A 17,646-nucleotide genomic window follows, 5' to 3' on the forward strand; every position below is an offset into this window, starting at 1 on the left:
ATTTACCCCTTCGTCTCAGGCTTGGGCTTGGGTTTCGCCTTGCCCCGGTTGCGGTTGCGGGGCTTTTTCGGCTTCGGCTTGGCTTCCTCGTCCGCAGCAACCGCCTTGGCGGGCTGGGGCTGGGCGGACGTCGCCTTCGGTTTGGCCTTCTGGCGCGGCGGACGCGGCTTGGGAGCCGGCTTGGCTTCGGCTTTGCCTTCCCCGGCAACGGCGGCGGCAGGAGTGTTCTTCGAACGGCGCGCCGAATTCAGGCGGCCCAGCAGCTCAAAGTCCATCTTGCGCTCGTCCAGGTTGACCCCGGCCACCTTCACTTCCACCTTGTCGCCCATGGCATAGACCATGCCCGCGCGTGATCCGGTCAGCGTGTGCATCACCGGGTCGAAGTTGTAGAAGTCGCCCTGCAGGTTGCGGATGTGCACCAGGCCTTCCACAAAGATGTCGTCCAGCGCCACAAAGAAACCGAAGCTGGTAACAGCGGTGATGACGCCCTTGAAGGTGTCGCCAATGTGGTCCTGCATGTACTCGCACTTCAGCCAGGCGGTCACGTCGCGGGTGGCTTCCTCGGCGCGGCGTTCAGCAATGGAGCAGTGCTCGCCCAGCGCCAGCATCTCTGCGGTATCCACATGCGGTTTGGCTTCGGGATGGTGCAGGTAATGACGGATGACGCGATGCAGCAACAGGTCGGGATATCGGCGGATCGGCGACGTAAAGTGGGCATAGGCCGGATATGCCAGGCCGAAGTGGCCGAGGTTTTCCGGGCTGTACACCGCTTGCATCATCGAGCGCAGCAGCATGGTTTCGACAATGGAGGCGTCAGGCCGGTCAGCCACGCTCTTCAGCACTTGCTGGAAATCAATGGGCAGCAACTTGGGCTTGGACGGGAATTCCACGCCCAGGATGCCCAGATAGCCCTTCAGCTTCAGCAGCTTCTCGTCCTTGGGACCTTCATGGTTGCGGTACAGCGCCGGCAGGTGGCGTTCCTGCACGAATTCCGCCGCACAGACGTTGGCCGCCAGCATGCATTCTTCAATCAGCATGTGCGCCTGGTTGCGGGTGCGCGGCACAATCTTCTCGATCTTCTTGTCGGCATCGAAAATGATGTAGGTTTCCTGGCCGTCAAAGTCCAGCGCGCCGCGCTGTTCGCGGCAGGCGCGCAGCACTAGGTATAGGCTTTGCAGCGTCTGCAACGGCTTCACCAGCTCCGGATAATCCGCCGCTACCTTCTGACCGGCATTGCTTTCGGGATGCTCCAGCAGCGCACTGACCTGGTCATAGGTAAAGCGCGCCTTGGAGTGCATCACCGCTTCATAGAAACGGCTGCCGGTGACGCGGCCCTGACGCGAGATGGTCATGTCGCAGACCATGCACAGGCGGTCCACCTTCGGCTTCAGCGAACAGAGGCCGTTGGAGAGGATTTCCGGCAGCATCGGAATCACCGAGCCGGGGAAATACACCGAGGTGCTGCGGTTGCGCGCCTCGTCATCCAGCGCCGTGTCCGGACGCACGTAGTGCGACACGTCGGCAATGGCCACGATCAGCCGGAAGCCGCCGCCGGAACGCTTTTCGGCATAGACGGCATCGTCAAAGTCACGGGCGTCTTCACCGTCAATGGTCACCAGCGCCAGGTCGCGCAGGTCGGTGCGGTCTTCCTTGTCGTATTCGTCCACTTCCTCGGTCATACAGGCGACGACAGCCTCCACCTGGCGCGGCCAGATATGCGGAATGTCGAAATTGCGCACGGCAATGTCGATTTCCAGGCCGGGAGCCAGATGGTCGCCCAGCACGGCCACCACCTTGGCGGTGGCAATGCTGCGATGGCTGGGCGGCTCGACAATTTCGACTTCCACGAACTGGCCGATGCTGACGCCCTTCAACCCGCCCAGCAGGCCGATTTCCTGGGTCATGCGGGGGTTGTCGGGACGCAGGTAGGGCATGCCGCCTTCTTCATAGTAGCGGCCCACCAGACGCTTGGTCTTGCGTTCCAGCACCTTGACGATGCGGCCTTCGGGGCGGCCCTTGTGGTCATAGCCCACCACGCGCACTTGCGCGGTGTCGCCGTCAAACACCAGACGCATCTGGCGTGACGTCAGCAGGATATCGGGCTGGTCCTTGGCGGTGACCAGGAAGCCGAAGCCGTCAGGGTGTCCCTGCACACGGCCTTCGACACATTGGTCTTCGTTCAGCGGCTGGTAAAGGCCGCGACGGTCCATCTCCAGTTGCGCGTCCCGCACCATGGCGCCCAGGCGTTTTTGCAGGGCATGCTGACGGTCATCGTCGTGCAGGCTGAATATTTCCGCCAGCTGTTGGGCGGTCAGGGCACGATCATGCTGGGTCAGGGTGGACAGGATCAGTTCGCGGCTGGGGATGGGGTTTTCGTAATTGGTGGCCTCTCTGGCCGCAGCTGGGTCATTCCAGGCTGAAGTGTTGCTCATTAATGCGTGTTCTCTACTCATGTCTGCGCGCCGCAGCCCCTTGGCCGCGGCAGCGTTCGCAGTCTAGCATGCGCCCGGAATTCCTGAGGGTGAATTTTGCGCAATCATCGCTCATATATTCAATAAAGGAATAACCAAATAATTTTATAATATTTAGAGTAGAGAAAAACGACTGTTATCGTGCTGTTGATTTTTAAACAGTGCGCTTCGCCTCCTCATGAAAATACGCCGCCTCGATCTCGATGACTCGATCAGCATCGCCCACGAAAACAACGGGCTGCCGCCGCTGGAAACCGACATCACCCACACCCGCAGCTTCCTCAAGCCCTTGTTGCATACGTTCGGCATCCTGCTGGTGCTGCTGGCGGTCGCTGCCGGCATTGCCTTCGCCACCCATGATCAGGCGCTCATTGTGGAGGGCCTGACCAGCAACCTGTTCTGGTTGGCGCTGGCCGTCGGTCTCGGTGCGCAGATCATTGACGGGGCGCTGGGCATGGCTTACGGCATCACCGCCACCACTTTCCTGCTGGGCATCGGCATCCCGCCCGCCGCCGCCTCGGCATCGGTGCATTTGGCTGAAGTGTTCACCACCGGTTTTTCGGGGCTGTCGCACTGGCGCATGGGCAACATCAACAAACCGCTGTTCCTGCGGCTGGTCATTCCCGGCATGATCGGCGGCGTGGTCGGCGCCTATGTCGTGACGCAGTTTGACGGCAACACGCTGAAGCCCTGGATTTCCGCCTATCTGCTGGGCATGGGCCTCTACATCCTGTCCAAGGCATTCCGCCATATCAAGGTGCGTCATGAACCGCCCAAGCACATTGCGCCGTTGGCGCTGACCGGCGGCTTTGTGGATTCGGTGGGCGGCGGCGGTTGGGGCCCGGTGGTCACCACCTCGCTGGTCGGCACCGGTCAGGACCCGCGCACCACCATCGGCTCGGTCAATGCCGCGGAATTTTTCCTGTCCATCGCCGGGGCTTCCGCCTTTGCCGTGCTGGGCGGTTTTGGCCATTGGCCGGTCATTGCCGGGCTGGTGGTGGGCGGTCTGTTCGCCGCCCCGTTTGCCGCCTGGTTGTGCCGTCATTTGCCGACAAAATCGCTGCTGATCGTCGTTGGCATCCTCATCTCGGGTTTAAGTGCCGTTAATTTGCTCAAGTCTTTCATCTGAGGCGTTGACAGGGGGCGCGTTTCCTATAAAATGCCCACCCATCAAGCCCAGGTGGCGAAATTGGTAGACGCGCTAGTTTCAGGTACTAGTGTTGCAAGACGTGGAGGTTCAAGTCCTCTCCTGGGCACCAATTTCAAAAGAACCCGACGAAAGTCGGGTTTTTTTATGCCTGCTGAAAACCTGGCTGTTTGTTATATCGCCCCATAGCCGCCCCACCGCCCGCACAGAAATCAGTTGCCGCTCACAGCGCTTCCAAACACACCCCATCCCGGCGAACGCTAAATTTTATTCACCTCCCATCCTCGGCATCGCGTTAAAGATTCGGGACCCCTGATATTTACTTTTACACTCGCGTAAACTAAATTCGGAAAAACAGCAGACTCCCGACAGCATGACTCTTTCCGAACCCACCCGCCTGCGCGGCAGGCCGCCTGCCGATGCCATGCACCAATCCCAGACCCGCCAACGCATACTGCAGGCAGCCGGGAAGGTTTATGCGCACACCGGCTTCCACGGCCTGACGCTGGACATGGTCGCGACCGAGGCCGGACTGTCACGCCCCACGCTGTACAAGCACTTCCCCGATGCCGCCGCCATTACCGAAGCCTTGCTGCAGGAACTCAACAACCGCCTGATCAACGCCATGCAAGCCGTCGTCAACCAAACGGAAAATCCTTTCCAGCGCATGGGCATGGCCTTGCTGGCCTGGCGGCAGTGGGGGGAGGCCCCGGATATCGCCCCGCTGCTGCCCACGCTGTTCGCCGAGTTGCACAACCCGCACTCCCCCGCCTCCAGGCACCGGCAGCGCACACTGGCCATTCTGGGAGAACTGGTGCATGCACAATTACAGACCACCGATCGAAGTCCCGCTTCACCGCTGGCCATCGACACCCTGCTGCAAGGGGTCGAATTCCTCGGTTACCGGTTCATGCTGGGCCAGGATCACCACCCGGACCGATGGCAGGAAACCCTGCGGCTGATGCTGCGGTTGGCCCTGGGCCTGCTGGGCAATCGCGATGACTGGCAAAGCGCCGAACAATGGGCCGCCCGTTTCGGCCTCACCTTGGATTGAACCGGAGCACCCCATGCAACCCAATGAATTGAAAACGGCCTCGCTGTGCACCCTTCGGCAATCCTTCGCGACCGCCTCCGCTCCCGCGCCCGCACTACGTACCGGCTTTTGGCGCGCCCGCTTCATCGGCCCGTGGTGGCTGCGGCTGGGCGGACGGCCCAGTGTCGCCCTGTCGGGCCTGCGCGGCTGGCAGGGCAAGCGTTTCCTGACCCCGGACAGCGCCACCAATGTCCTGACGCGGGGTGACGCGCTGTCCATGCAATGCCGGGAATGCCCGTCATCCATCGACGGCGGTGCGGTGGCCGCCCTTACCTATGGCGCCCGCGGCCCCATCCCCTGGCGCTGGGTCACCGACGAACTGCGGGCGCTGGACGACCGCACCCTGCTGGGCATGACCATCATCAACCTGCCGCTGCTGCGGCATTTCGCCTTCCCTTTCCTGCTGGAGCGTGACGCATGAGCGAATTCGACCGGGATGTGGTCATCATCGGCTCCGGTTTTGGCGGCAGCGTCAGCGCCTTGCGGCTGGCGGAAAAAGGCTGGAAGGTGACGGTGCTGGAACAGGGACGGCGGCTGGATGATGCCGCCATCGCCAAGGCCGGGACCGACCCCAGAGCGCTGGCCTGGGCTCCGGCGCTGGGCCTGAAAGGTTTCTTTGCGCAGGATGTCTTCCGGCATGTCGGCATTGTGCGCGGCATCGGTGTTGGCGGCGGCAGCCTGGTTTATGCCGCCGTGCTGCTGCAACCGGGGGAAGCGTTCTACCGTGATGCGGCCTGGTCCGCCCTGAGTCCTGACTGGCAGGCGGAACTGGCCCCGCACTATGCCGCCGCCAAGTACATGCTGGGCGTCACGCCCAACCCCTATCACGGCATCCAGGACGACTGGCTGCGCGGTGCGGCGGAACGCATGGGTGTTGCGGACAGCTTCGACACCGTCCCCCAGGGCATCTTTTTCGGCAATCCCGACCACCCCGCACCGGACCCTTTCTTCGAAGGCGAAGGCCCGGCCCGCACCGGCTGCAATCGCTGCGGCCGCTGCATTACCGGCTGTGCCTACGGGGCCAAGAATTCCCTGGACCGCAACTACCTGTATCTGGCGGAAAAACGGGGTGTGCAGATTTTTCCCGAACGTCAGGTCACCCACCTGGAACCACTGCCGGACGGCGGCTACCTGGTGCACCAGCGCCATCCCTGGGACAGCAAGGTCAGCTATCCGTCGCTGAAAGCGCGCAAGGTCATCCTGTCAGCCGGGGCACTGGGCACGCAGGAAATCCTGTTCGCAAGCCGTGACCGCTACCGCACGCTGCCAAAGCTGCCCGCCTCGCTGGGCGAGCATGTCCGCACCAACAGCGAAGCCATTGTCGGCATTCTCGCCAACGACGCGAACGTGGATGTCACCCACGGCGCCACCATTTCCAGCCACTTCTACGCCGACGATCACACCCACATCACCCAGAACCGTTTCCCGGAAAGCTACAGCTTCATGAAGTGGTACATGGGACCGCTGGAAGATGGCGCGCAACCGCTGGGACGGGCGCTGCGCACACTGGGACGCTTTCTGACACAACCGCTGGCCAGTACGCGCTCCTTCCGGGCCAAGGGCTGGTACAAACGTATTTCCGTACTGACGGTGATGCAGCATGCCGACAACGAACTGGCATTCACCTATGGCCGCACGCTGTTGCGGGGTTTCCGCTTCGGCCTGAAATCACGGATCAGCAAGGGCGGACGCTCGCCGTCCTACCTGCCGCAAGCCAACGCCGCCGCCCGCGCCTTTGCCGAAGCCAGTAACGGCACACCGTTGAATACGGTGATGGAAAGCGTGGGCAACCTGTCGGTGACGGCGCACATCCTCGGCGGTGCTGTCATGGCGGCGCGTCCGGAGGACGGCGTTATCGACCATAACCACGAGGTGTTCGGTTATCCGGGGCTGTATGTGGTGGATGGCGCCGCAATCCCGGCCAATGTCGGGGTCAACCCCAGCCTGACGATCACGGCGCTGGCGGAGCGCTTTGCGGCGCGCTTCCCTATTTCTTCGTGAAGGCGGGCTTGTAGGTCTTCTGCATCAGCCAGCGTACCGGCTTGCTCAGCGTCACCGACGCCACCTGCATGCCCCACAACCACGGCGGCGAAATATCGTCCGGGCGCTCAATGATCGCCCGTTCAATCACATGGGCGGCTTCTTCCACAGACATGCCCGGCATGGAATGCAATGCCTTGGTTGGCGCACTCATCCGCGTGTAGACCACAGCCGGATAAATGGAGGTCACATCAATGCCGTCCGGCTTGATCTCGGTGGCCACGCTGCGCAGCCAGACATCAAAGGCGGCCTTAGACGCCTGATACGCCGCCCAGTTCGCCCCCGGCGGAATCTTCACGCCCCAGGTGGAAATATTGATGATCTGTCCCTGCCGGCGGGCGCGCATCGACGGAATGAAGCCCAGCACCAGTTGCACCGGCCCCAGATAATTGATAGCCATCGTCCGCTCAAAATCGTGGAAGCGGTCATACGACTCATGGATGGAGCGGCGGATGGAACGCCCGGCATTGTTGAGCAGGATATCGACATGCCCTTGTTCCTTTAGCACGCGCTCGGCCAGCGCGGCGGCATCATGCGGCTTGCTCAGATCCACGGCATAAACCGCCGCCTCACCCCCGGCCTGGCGGATATCGGCCGCCACCACGTCCAGTTTCTCCTGCGTGCGCGCCACCAGCAATACTTTGGCGCCCATGCTGGCCAGGCGCTTGGCCGTGGCCTCGCCGATGCCGAAGGAAGCCCCAGTCACCATCACGATTTTCCCTTGCACCGCCTCACGCAGGCGGCGGTCGTCATTGACGCCGTGGGGATTGGTAAACCAGGCCAGCGGCCGGGTCCAGGCGGGCGGAACATAGGCATTCTCAGGGCGGGACATTGAACTCTCCTCCGGTTTATAGTTTTTCAGAACCAGCCTTCAGGTTTTGCGCCAAAGCGGCGCGACTGTCATTGACTGCAAAACTGCCGCATCCGCTCGCAGCGGTCAATGGCCTACATCTGTCCCAGTTGCCGCCGCAACACCTTGCCGGTGGGATTGCGCGGCAGCTCAGGCACAAAAACAATCTCTCGCGGCACCTTGTAACGGGCCACCCGGTCCTTGATAAAGGCCTTCAACGCTTCTTCGCTGGTCACCGCAGACCCTTGGCGCACCACAAAAGCCTTCAAGCGCTGGCCGAATTCCGCATCCTCCACGCCAATCACCGCAACATCCGCCACACCGGGATGCCGGGCCAGCAACTCCTCGACTTCTTGGGGAAAGACGTTTTCGCCGCCGGAAAGAATCATGTCGTCCTCCCGGCCATCGACGAATAAACGGCCTTCGTCATCCACATAGCCCATGTCGCCGGTATTCATGAAGCCGTTCAACACCGGCTTGCTGCCGCCGCCGACATAACCCTCGAACAACATGCCGCTGCGGACGCAGATATGGCCGTGCTGCCCGGCCGCCAGAGCGACGCCGTCATCATTCAGGATGCGCAACTCCGTGCCCAAAGGGATGCGGCCGACCGTGCCGGGCGCCGCCCGCATGTCAGCCGGAGCGGCCAGCGTGCCGATGCCGGTCTCGGTAGAGCCATACAGGTTAAAGAGGTTGTCGCCATGGGTGTCCATCCAGCGCGCGGCCAGGGCGGCGCTTAACGGTGCACCGGCTGTAATGACCGTGGACAGGTGCCGGAAAGAATAGCTGTAACGCCCCTTCACCGGCAGATCCAGCAGCCGCTGCAGCATCACCGGCACCGCCACCAACGTCTTCACGTGATGCAGCACCAGCAATTGCGCCACCACTTCCGCCTCAAACCGGCGGCAAAGCACCACGGGCGAGCCCAGGGACAACGCCACGGCCAGAAACGCCAGGCCGAAGCCGTGAAACAGGGGCGGGCCAATCAGCACCACCTCCCCCGAGCGCAACGGTAGGGTCTTGAACAGGAACGCCACCGGCCCGACCATGGCCAGCGGCCGGGACCGGCGCGGCGCCCCTTTCGGTACTCCGGTGGTGCCGGAAGTCAGAATGATGAGCTGACCCTGCCGATGCGGGCCCGGCGGGAGTTCGCTGCGCGCCGCCAGACGGCACAGGCTGTCCGGCGTCAGCGGCGCGTCAGCCGTCACCCGGCGTCCGTCAAATCCGGCCATAAGCAGCACTTCCTTGAACTCGGCATCATGAATCACCAAAGCCAGCGTATGCCGCGACAACACCTGCTGCAATTGCGGCGCGGGAAATTCCGTATTCAGCAGCACAACATCCGCCCCGAGCCGTGACACCGCCAGCAAGCCTTCGACAAAGCCGCGATGGTTACGACTCATCAGCGCCACGGTGTGCCCGGGGCCAATGCCGTCAGCCGCCAGTGCGGCGGCCATGGCCTGCACGCGCCGGTCCAGTTCGGCAAACGACAGCGTCCCGAGATCATCAATAATGGCGGAACGGTTGGGATAGCGGACGGCGGCCGCTGACAGCAGAGCGGCAAAGTTGGCGCCTTCACTGGCCGCACGCCAGAGCAATTGCGCCAGGCGGTCCGGGCGTACCGGAGCAATGATGCCGGCCCGAGACAGCGCCATACCGGCCTGCATCAGATGGCCGGTTACCACAACACCGTTCCGCAACGAAGCCGCCAGGGATTGCTTCATGTCCGCTTCCATTTCAAGGTCGCCAGATTTAGCGCCGTTCAAAGTAGTCCCATCCCCGGTCAGGGTCAATACCGGCCACTTCGTGACTTGCCATTCATCCCGTGACTGCCTCCCTGTGTCGGGTAGCCGACAATCCGGGGGCCGTTCTCTCATTCCGTGCTTGACAGAAACACGAAATAATCATTACATCGTTTAGTGTGACATTTAAAAATGAAGTTCTTCGGCATAACTTCACCCTGCGCCAACTCCAGCTCATCCGGAGGCCATGAATGAGCCTGCTGACCCGTATCACCCGCCTGGCCCGCCGGGCCGCATCTTCCACCAACTATCGCCTGACGCCGCGCAAAGTGCGTTTTGACTGGACCCACACTCCGCTGGACTGGTTGCCCGGCCAGCCCTACGCCAGTCACTTCATCAATGAAATCAACATGATTCTCCCGGCCGGAGAGCTTTGGTTCTGTCGTCTGTACAACAAGGCGCTGCCGCTGGTCACGGATGCCAAGCTGCGGGATGACGTACAGATGTTCATTCGTCAGGAAGCCATGCATTCCCGGGCGCACAGCACTGCCATTCAGGAATACCTGAACGAGCGCGGCATGGATACCACCCGCAACACCCGCATCATGGAATGGCTGTTCGACGAGTTGCTGGCGGATGACCCGCTGGGCCTGAAGACACCGGCATTCCTGCAACGGCAGTGGCTGGTGTTCCGGCTGGGCGCCATTGCCGCCGTTGAGCACATGACCTGCGTGCTGGGCAACTATGCCTTGCGCAACCGCACCTGGGACACCCTGAGCGGCGATCCGGTGCTGCTGGACCTGATCCGCTGGCACGGGGCGGAAGAAGTCGAGCATCGTTGCGTGGCTTTTGATTTGTATGAGCATCTGGGCGGCAGCTACCTGTCGCGCTATTACCTCGCCTGCATTGCCACGCCACTGGTTTTCGGGCTGTGGGTGGACGGCACCGCGCACATGCTGCGTCAGGACCCCCGCTTCGCCGACCGCAACCCCCAGGTCTGGAAGCCGTGGGTGTGGCTGGAGTGGCACCGCGTCTCCCGCAGCGGCGCCCTGCCCTCGCCCTTGTGGCTGGCCTGGCAGCAACTGCCTTTCTTCAGCCCGTGGTACAACCCCCTGCATGAAGGTTCCACGGAAGAAGCGCTCCGCTACCTGGCCAACTCTCCCGGAGCCCAAGCCTATCGCAGCGCTGAACTGAAGGCCGCCTGATTCCTGGGTGCCCGAAGCCTGACACGGCTTCGGGCACCCCTCCTGCGGGGGGGTTGTCACCTCCGGCCCTTGTGCTATTTTCAAACAGACCATCGCCCTGACAGGCCTGAACATCCGGACAGATGCCCGGTGCTTGCGGCTGTCTTCAGGTTTTCCATCAAAGGAGACGCAAAATGAAAAAAGTACTCATGGCCGCCATCTTGTCCGCTGCCGCATCCACTCAGGCCATGGCGTGGGGATTGGGAGACATTGGCGGACAACTCTTGAAGAAAGGCGCCGAAGGTGCGGTTAACAGTGCCGTCAATGGCGGCAACAAACAGCAAAACCAGCAACAGGCCGTGCAAGGCATGACCCAATCCGCCGAAGGGCAGGCCAATCAGGCAGCCGCCGGATTGAATGACCAACCCGCAGAGCCGGCAACGGTGGGCGGCGTCGCCACCAACATTGCCTCGGACGCGGCATCCCAAGCTGCCAGCAACGCCATGGCCAAAAGCGGCATTCCCGGCGCCGGTGTCGCGGGCAATGTCGCCGGAGGTCTGGTGAAAGGGGTGGGCGGTTTCTTCAAGAAAAAACCACAAACCGAACCGGCAGCCACTGCGGAGCCGGCCCAACCTTAACTCCCTGCTTACCCCCGCCCAAGGACGGGCAAGCTGTTTCTGCGGGCATGCTACACTCGGAAAATCCTTTCCCCGTGATCAGGACACCCGCATGAAACCAGCCGCTCCCTGGTGCAGGATCCTACCTGCCCTGACCTTACTGACCGCAAGTTCCGCAGAAGCCTCATCCGCATCGCCCGCCGCCTCCCTGACCGGCTCCATCACAGGCTACCTGATTCTGGGCATTTTTCTGGCTGCCTACGCCTTGGTCATCCTGGAGGAGCGCCTGCACCTGCGCAAGAGCATTCCCGTCATCCTCGCGGGCGGGCTGACCTGGTTCATCATTGCTGTATCCAACCCGAGTCCGGCGGTCGCGGAATCGGTACGGCATTATGTGCTGGAATATTCAGAACTGCTGCTGTTCCTGCTGGCGGCCATGACCTATGTCAACGCCATGACAGAGCGTGGAATTTTTGAAGCGATACGCATCTGGCTGGTAGGACGCGGGCTTTCCTATCGCAGCCTGTTCTGGATCACCGGCGGCATTGCCTTCTTCCTGTCGCCGGTGCTGGACAACCTGACCACAGCACTGGTTTTGTGTGCCGTGCTGCTGGCCGTTGGCAAGGACAACCCGAAATTCATCGCCGTCGGCTGCATCAACATTGTCGTCGCCGCCAATGCCGGCGGCGCTTTCAGCCCCTTCGGCGACATAACCACGCTCATGGTCTGGCAGAAGGGACTGGTGTCCTTTCAGGGGTTCTTTGCCCTGTTCCTGCCCAGTGTCGTTAACTTTGTGGTTCCTGCCTTCTTCATGCAGTTTGCCGTCGACACCACCGCTCCCGCCGCCCACCACGGGAGATCTCCGCTGCGGCGCGGCGCCATGGCCATCCTCGGCCTGTTCGGACTGACCATTGTCACCGCCGTATGCTTCCACAACTTCCTGCACCTGCCGCCTTTTCTGGGCATGATGACCGGCCTGGGCTACCTGAAGCTTTATGGCTACTACCTGAAAGTGACTCACAAGCCCACCCCGGCCGACACGCCGGATTACGTGGATATCGGGGAAGTGGAGAGCTTCGACAGCTTCGAATTCGTGGCGCGCGCCGAATGGGACACGCTGCTGTTCTTCTTCGGCATTATCCTGTGCGTGGGCGGTCTGGGTTATGCCGGCTACCTGGAGTTGGCCTCACAGCAGTTCTATGGCGAATGGGGGGCCAGCACCGCCAACATCCTGATCGGCATCATGTCGGCGTTCGTCGATAACATTCCGGTGATGGTGGCGGTTATCCAGATGCACCCCGACATGGATACCGGGCAGTGGCTGCTGGTGACGTTGACAGCCGGCGTGGGCGGCAGCCTGCTGTCCATCGGCTCGGCGGCGGGGGTGGCGCTGATGGGTCAGGCGCGCGGCCATTACACGTTCTTCAGCCATCTGAAGTGGAGTTGGGCGGTGGCGCTGGGCTACATCCTCAGCATTGCCTGCCACTTCTGGCTGAATCAGGCCCTGTTTACCGGCATTCCGGTCATCCTGAAATGAATCAGGGCAGCTTTCGCTGCCCTGATTTCACGCCACGACACCGCCGCATCACAAGACGATGCGGCGCTGGGTCTGGGCGAATTCGTCTTCCTCATCCGCCTTGAATACATCCTCCAGACGCTCCAGCAACTTCACAAACTCGCGTCCGCGCACGGGCTTGGTCATCAGGAACGGCGAAGGCGGGCTGGCCGGCATCTTGGCGGCATAGCTGACAACAATGCTGCCAAACTTTGCACCTTTCAGCGGCAAGCGCTGGGCGAACAATTCCAGATCCACCACCACCACGTCGGCATCGGCTTCACTTTCGGTGTAAGTCCACTGATTGTCACCACGGTCGCCAAAAGTGACCAGCAAGGACTTGACCAAGGCCTTGTCATGCTCTTCGGCAATCATGGCAATGGCAAAATTATGGGTGGGCATAAGCTATAGTCCTTCAACAGTTGTTATATGACCCGGCAAGCGGGCCGGACATGCAGCGGCACACCGGCAGCCACACGTCAGAGATGGAACAACAATAGAGGCATCCCGCTAAAAATGCAAATCGCCCGGCAAGCCGGGCGATTTGTCCGTCAAACGGCGACCATGCGCCGACAGCCGGTGATCAACCGCCGCGACCGGCGCGCTTGCGGTCGCTCTCGGTCAGGTGCTTTTTACGCACACGGATCGATTTCGGCGTCACTTCGACCAGCTCGTCATCTTCAATGAACTCCAGCGCCTGCTCCAGCGTAAAGCGGATCGGCGGGGTCAGGATGATGTTTTCATCGGTACCGGCGGCGCGGATGTTGGTCAGCTGCTTGGCCTTGGTGGGATTGACGACCATGTCGTCGCCACGCGCACTGAGACCCACCACCATGCCTTCATACACTTCCAAGCCGGGATAGGCGAACAGGCGACCACGTTCCTGGAGGGTGAACAGGGCATAACCCAGCACCGTGCCCTGCACCATCGACACCAGTACGCCGTTCTGGCGCTTGGCGACCGCACCCGGCTTGGCCGGTGCATAGTGCGAGAAGCTGGAGGTCATGATGCCGGTGCCGGAGGTCATGGTCAGGAACTCGGAACGGAAGCCGATCAGACCACGCGACGGCACGGTGGCCTCGATGCGGATACGACCCTTGCCGTCCACGACCATGTCGGTCATTTCGCCCTTGCGCAGGCCCAGTTGTTCCATCACGGCACCCTGATGCTGCTCTTCCACGTCGAACATGACGGTTTCGTACGGTTCGCTCATCACGCCGTCGATTTCCTTCATGATCACTTCCGGACGCGACACGCCCAGTTCGAAGCCTTCACGACGCATGTTTTCAATCAGCACGCTCAAGTGCAGTTCGCCACGGCCGGAAACCTTGAAGCGGTCGGCGCTGTCGGTGTTTTCCACGCGCAGGGCGACGTTGTGGATCAGCTCGCGGTCCAGACGGTCACGAATGACGCGGGAGGTCACGTATTTGCCTTCCTTGCCGGCGAACGGCGAGGTGTTGACCTGGAAGGTCATGGACACGGTCGGCTCATCCACGCTCAAAGGAGGCAGCGCTTCCACGTTCGTCGGATCGCACAGGGTGTCGGAGATGTTCAGGCCTTCCATGCCGGTGACGCAAACGATGTCGCCAGCTTGGGCTTCAGGCACTTCCACGCGTTGCAGGCCATGGTGACCCATGATCTGCAGGATGCGGCCGTTACGCTTCTTTCCGTCCTTGTCGACAATCACCACCGAGGTGTTGGTCTTGACCTTGCCGCGCTGGATGCGGCCGATTCCGATGACGCCGACATAACTGGAGTAGTCCAGCGAGGAAATCTGCATGCGGAACGGACCTTCCGCATCCACTTCCGGCGGACGGACGCGGTCAATGACGGCCTGGAACAACGGCGTCATGTCTTCGGCCATGGTGTCCAGCGACAGGCCGGCCACGCCGTTCAGTGCGGATGCGTAAACAATCGGGAAATCCAGTTGCTCTTCGGTGGCGCCGAGCTTGTCGAACAGGTCGAACACCTGATCGATCACCCAGTCCGGACGTGCGCCGGGACGGTCCACCTTGTTGATCACGACAATCGGCTTCAAACCCTGGGCAAATGCCTTCATGGTCACAAAGCGTGTTTGGGGCATGGGGCCGTCGACGGCATCGACCAGCAGCAGCACGGAGTCAACCATGCTCAGCACACGCTCCACTTCGCCGCCAAAGTCTGCGTGACCCGGGGTGTCGACGATATTGATGCGGTAGTCGCGCCACTTGATGGCGGTGTTCTTGGCGAGAATGGTAATCCCGCGTTCCTTTTCCAGTGCATTCGAGTCCATGACCCGTTCAATATCGCCGGCACGCTCACCGAAAGTTCCGGATTGCTGCAGCAGCTTGTCCACCAAGGTCGTTTTACCATGGTCAACGTGGGCGATAATGGCGATGTTGCGGAGATTCTGGATAGACATAACAGTCACGAAGCACTAGCAGAGAGGAAAGGGGGCGCATTATAACGCAAGACGCATGACGGCGGGATGAATTGCTGACAAAAAGCACAACGGCCACCCGAGGGTGGCCGTTGCAGGCTTACGATTACCGCGCAGAATTACTTCTTGACGGCTTTCTTCACACCTTTCTTGCCCTTCTTGCCTTTCTTGACCGCCTTTTTGACGGGCTTGGTCACTTTCTTGACTTCAAGAACCTGCTTCTCGGCGCTCAGCACGGCAACCACACGACGGTTAAGGGCCTTGCCTTCAACCGTCTTGTTGTCCGCCACGGGCTTGGCCGAACCGAAGCCGACGGAGCTCAGACGGGCTGCATCGACACCAAAGCGCTGCACCAGCATGGAACGCACGGCGTCAGCACGCTGTTGCGACAACAGCTTGTTCTTGCCGGGATTACCGCTCGAGTCGGTGTGGCCTTCAATCGTCACGAAAGCGTTCGGGTTGGCCTTGGCCAGATCAGCGATCTTGGCGACTTCCTTCTCGAACTCGGGCTTGATCACCGCGCGGTTGGTATCAAAGACGATGTTGATCTTCTCTTCGATCTTCTCGGTCTTGGCGATCGTCACGGTCTTGGTGCAACCCTTGTCATCCACGACTTCGCTGGCCGGGGTGGCCGGGCACTTGTCGTTGACGTTGATCACGCCGTCCTTGTCATCATCCATTGGGCAACCATTGGCGCCGACCGGCTGACCCATCGGGGTGTTCGGGCACTCGTCGATGCTGTTGGGAACCTTGTCCTTGTCGGCATCCAGCGGGCAACCATCCATACCCACTTCCCAGCCTGCCGGGGTGTTCGGGCAGCGGTCGTTGGCGTCAACCACACCGTCACCATCCGTATCAGCGGGAGTGAGCGGCTGTTGCACCGGTGCGGGCTCAGGCTCGTAGCTACCCTGCTCTGGGCTGCCGAAGCTGTACTGCAGACCGGCCAGCGCCAGATAATTGGTCAGGCTGTGATCGGAGTTATGAACAACACGCAACTCACCGCGCACAGTAAGATTATCGGTCAGCGGGTATTTCAGACCGCCGCCCAGATCAACCGTTGTATCCTCAGATGTGCTGACCTTGCTCTGGGAGAAACCACCTAGAATATAAGGTGCAAAACCGCCCATGCGGAAGCTGAACGGCGAAACCAGCGCATGGCCGCCAAACAACTTGGTGTCGCCGCTCTTGCCGTATTCCGCCTCAAGCGCGAAAGCAGGATTGAACTGGATGCCGGCGGCCAGACCTGCATAAACACCATCATCAATGGTGCCCCCGGTTGGCTCATCGGCAGTGTACATGCCGAGCAGCGGCGTGACCGTGACGGCGGCTTGAGCCGACATGGCGAGGGGGGCTGCCAAAAAAACAGCGATAGCAATCCGGTTGAGTTTCATCGAGTTCCTCCTGGGATTCGGATGTCATTTGCTGGCTGCTATTGTAGATGCAGTTCACAAATGCGCCAAGCATGAATGGCATAAATACTACATAAAGCGGGAAATGTTGCGGAATCTGACTTCCCTTTCCAGAATGCAACCATACCGAGTGCGACCGTCAATGGTCAAGCAAACTGTCCGACATAGTTCCCAAAAGGCGTAAATAACCGACATGTGTACCACTGCCGCGCCTGCAAAAGGCTAAAATACCAATCAAATTGACTTCGGACACGACCACATGACTGACACTCGTCAACGCTTCTATTTTACCGACGGCCCGGTGCGCGGCGAAATCGTGCAGCTGGAAACAACCCTGGCTGACACTTGCCGCCGTCACGACTATCCGGATACCGTGAAGCGCCTGCTGGGGGAATTACTGGCGGCCGCCGTGCTGCTGACCGCCACGCTGAAACTGGAGGGTCGGCTCTCCTTGCTAGCGCGGGGCAACGGCCGCTTGCGGGTGCTGATGGCCGAATGCACGCATACCCACGATGTCCGCGCCATTGCCCAGCTGGAGGAATCGGACCTGCCCTTCCCCGCTGACAGCTCTTTGCGGGAGCTTCTGGGCAACGGCACCCTCGCCATTACGCTAGAACCGGAGCATGGTGAGCGCTATCAAGGCATTGTACCCCTTGACCGGGAAACACTGGCGGGCTGCCTGGAAACCTACTTCGAGCGTTCTGAACAGATTCCGACCAGGCTGTGGCTGCAATGCGATGCCGCACTGGCCGGCGGCCTGATATTGCAGGCCTTGCCGGACGACGGCGAAAGTGACTCCGACTTGTGGACCCGTTCAACCGGCCTGGCCGACACCCTGCGCCCGAGGGAACTGCTGGAAACCGCACCGCAGGAAATCCTCTACCGCCTGTTCCATGAAGAAGCAGTGACACTGCCGGACGCCCTGCCGGTGCGATTCGCCTGCTCCTGTTCCCGGGAACGCACGGAAGAAGGCCTGGTGAGCATCGGTCAGGCCGAAGCGGAAGATATTGTCGCCGAACAGGGGGAAATCCGGTTGCACTGCCAGTTCTGCCAGACTGAATATGTCTTTACGCCGGAACAAGTGCGGAGCCTGTTCCGGGTATCACTGCACTGACAAAC

The 17,646-nt window shown here is 61.1% G+C and carries 14 protein-coding genes and 1 tRNA gene; 9 read left to right on the plus strand and 6 right to left on the minus strand.

Annotated features, from left to right (window positions below; genetic code table 11):
• Positions 1-2: 2 nt before the first annotated feature.
• Positions 3-2,453: a ribonuclease R gene (gene rnr / locus Q7T36_RS10510; protein ID WP_304847755.1), complete on the minus strand. Its 2,451-nt coding sequence runs from the start codon at positions 2,451-2,453 to the stop codon at positions 3-5.
• Between the two features lie 196 nt (positions 2,454-2,649).
• Between rnr and Q7T36_RS10515 the strand changes: the two genes are divergently transcribed.
• The 5 genes from Q7T36_RS10515 (at position 2,650) to Q7T36_RS10535 (ending at position 6,712) form a co-directional block, all read left to right on the plus strand.
• Complete coding sequence (locus Q7T36_RS10515) at positions 2,650-3,600, plus strand: sulfite exporter TauE/SafE family protein (protein ID WP_304847758.1); 951 nt, start codon at positions 2,650-2,652, stop codon at positions 3,598-3,600.
• A gap of 45 nt (positions 3,601-3,645) precedes the next feature.
• Positions 3,646-3,730, plus strand: a tRNA-Leu gene (locus tag Q7T36_RS10520).
• A 261-nt stretch (positions 3,731-3,991) separates the two neighbouring features.
• A complete protein-coding gene (locus Q7T36_RS10525) occupies positions 3,992-4,672 on the plus strand; it encodes a TetR/AcrR family transcriptional regulator (protein ID WP_304847761.1) in 681 nt (226 codons plus the stop codon).
• A gap of 13 nt (positions 4,673-4,685) precedes the next feature.
• Positions 4,686-5,132 carry a hypothetical protein gene (locus tag Q7T36_RS10530; RefSeq protein WP_304847764.1) on the plus strand — a complete coding sequence of 149 codons (447 nt, stop codon included), beginning with the start codon at positions 4,686-4,688 and terminating at the stop codon, positions 5,130-5,132.
• A complete protein-coding gene (locus Q7T36_RS10535) occupies positions 5,129-6,712 on the plus strand; it encodes an FAD-dependent oxidoreductase (RefSeq protein WP_304847767.1) in 1,584 nt (527 codons plus the stop codon). The genes Q7T36_RS10530 and Q7T36_RS10535 overlap by 4 nt, the downstream gene beginning before the upstream one ends.
• Here the strand turns inward: Q7T36_RS10535 and Q7T36_RS10540 are convergent.
• Both Q7T36_RS10540 and Q7T36_RS10545 read right to left on the minus strand, forming a co-directional pair.
• Positions 6,699-7,583: an SDR family NAD(P)-dependent oxidoreductase gene (locus Q7T36_RS10540; protein ID WP_304847770.1), complete on the minus strand. Its 885-nt coding sequence runs from the start codon at positions 7,581-7,583 to the stop codon at positions 6,699-6,701. The two genes, Q7T36_RS10535 and Q7T36_RS10540, sit on opposite strands and share 14 nt — an antisense overlap.
• Positions 7,584-7,696: 113 nt before the next feature.
• Entirely contained in the window at positions 7,697-9,325 is a 1,629-nt protein-coding gene (locus Q7T36_RS10545) for an AMP-binding protein (protein WP_304847773.1), read from the minus strand.
• 269 nt (positions 9,326-9,594) lie between these two features.
• On the opposite strand from Q7T36_RS10545, the gene Q7T36_RS10550 reads away from it, so the two are divergent.
• The 3 genes from Q7T36_RS10550 (at position 9,595) to nhaD (ending at position 12,681) form a co-directional block, all read left to right on the plus strand.
• Positions 9,595-10,548 (plus strand): metal-dependent hydrolase, encoded by a 954-nt coding sequence (locus tag Q7T36_RS10550; protein ID WP_304847776.1) that lies wholly within the window; start codon positions 9,595-9,597, stop codon positions 10,546-10,548.
• 173 nt (positions 10,549-10,721) lie between these two features.
• On the plus strand, positions 10,722-11,165 hold the full coding sequence (locus Q7T36_RS10555; protein ID WP_304847779.1) for a hypothetical protein: 444 nt from the start codon (positions 10,722-10,724) through the stop codon (positions 11,163-11,165).
• 91 nt (positions 11,166-11,256) lie between these two features.
• Complete coding sequence (gene nhaD, locus Q7T36_RS10560) at positions 11,257-12,681, plus strand: sodium:proton antiporter NhaD (RefSeq protein WP_304847782.1); 1,425 nt, start codon at positions 11,257-11,259, stop codon at positions 12,679-12,681.
• Positions 12,682-12,729: 48 nt separating this feature from the next.
• Here nhaD and Q7T36_RS10565 read toward each other — a convergent pair whose 3' ends face one another.
• The 3 genes from Q7T36_RS10565 to Q7T36_RS10575 form a co-directional block, all read right to left on the minus strand.
• The gene (locus Q7T36_RS10565) at positions 12,730-13,101 is read right to left on the minus strand and encodes a hypothetical protein (protein ID WP_304847785.1); all 372 of its coding nucleotides are present in this window, start codon (positions 13,099-13,101) and stop codon (positions 12,730-12,732) included.
• Positions 13,102-13,282: 181 nt separating this feature from the next.
• Positions 13,283-15,100: a translational GTPase TypA gene (gene typA, locus Q7T36_RS10570; protein WP_304847788.1), complete on the minus strand. Its 1,818-nt coding sequence runs from the start codon at positions 15,098-15,100 to the stop codon at positions 13,283-13,285.
• Between the two features lie 137 nt (positions 15,101-15,237).
• The gene (locus Q7T36_RS10575; protein ID WP_304847790.1) at positions 15,238-16,509 is read right to left on the minus strand and encodes an OmpA family protein; all 1,272 of its coding nucleotides are present in this window, start codon (positions 16,507-16,509) and stop codon (positions 15,238-15,240) included.
• Between the two features lie 277 nt (positions 16,510-16,786).
• Between Q7T36_RS10575 and hslO the strand changes: the two genes are divergently transcribed.
• Positions 16,787-17,641 (plus strand): Hsp33 family molecular chaperone HslO, encoded by an 855-nt coding sequence (hslO, locus tag Q7T36_RS10580; protein WP_304847793.1) that lies wholly within the window; start codon positions 16,787-16,789, stop codon positions 17,639-17,641.
• Positions 17,642-17,646 lie beyond the last annotated feature (5 nt).

This window comes from Fluviicoccus sp. (assembly GCF_030646115.1).
In the GTDB taxonomy this organism is placed as follows: domain Bacteria; phylum Pseudomonadota; class Gammaproteobacteria; order Pseudomonadales; family Moraxellaceae; genus Fluviicoccus.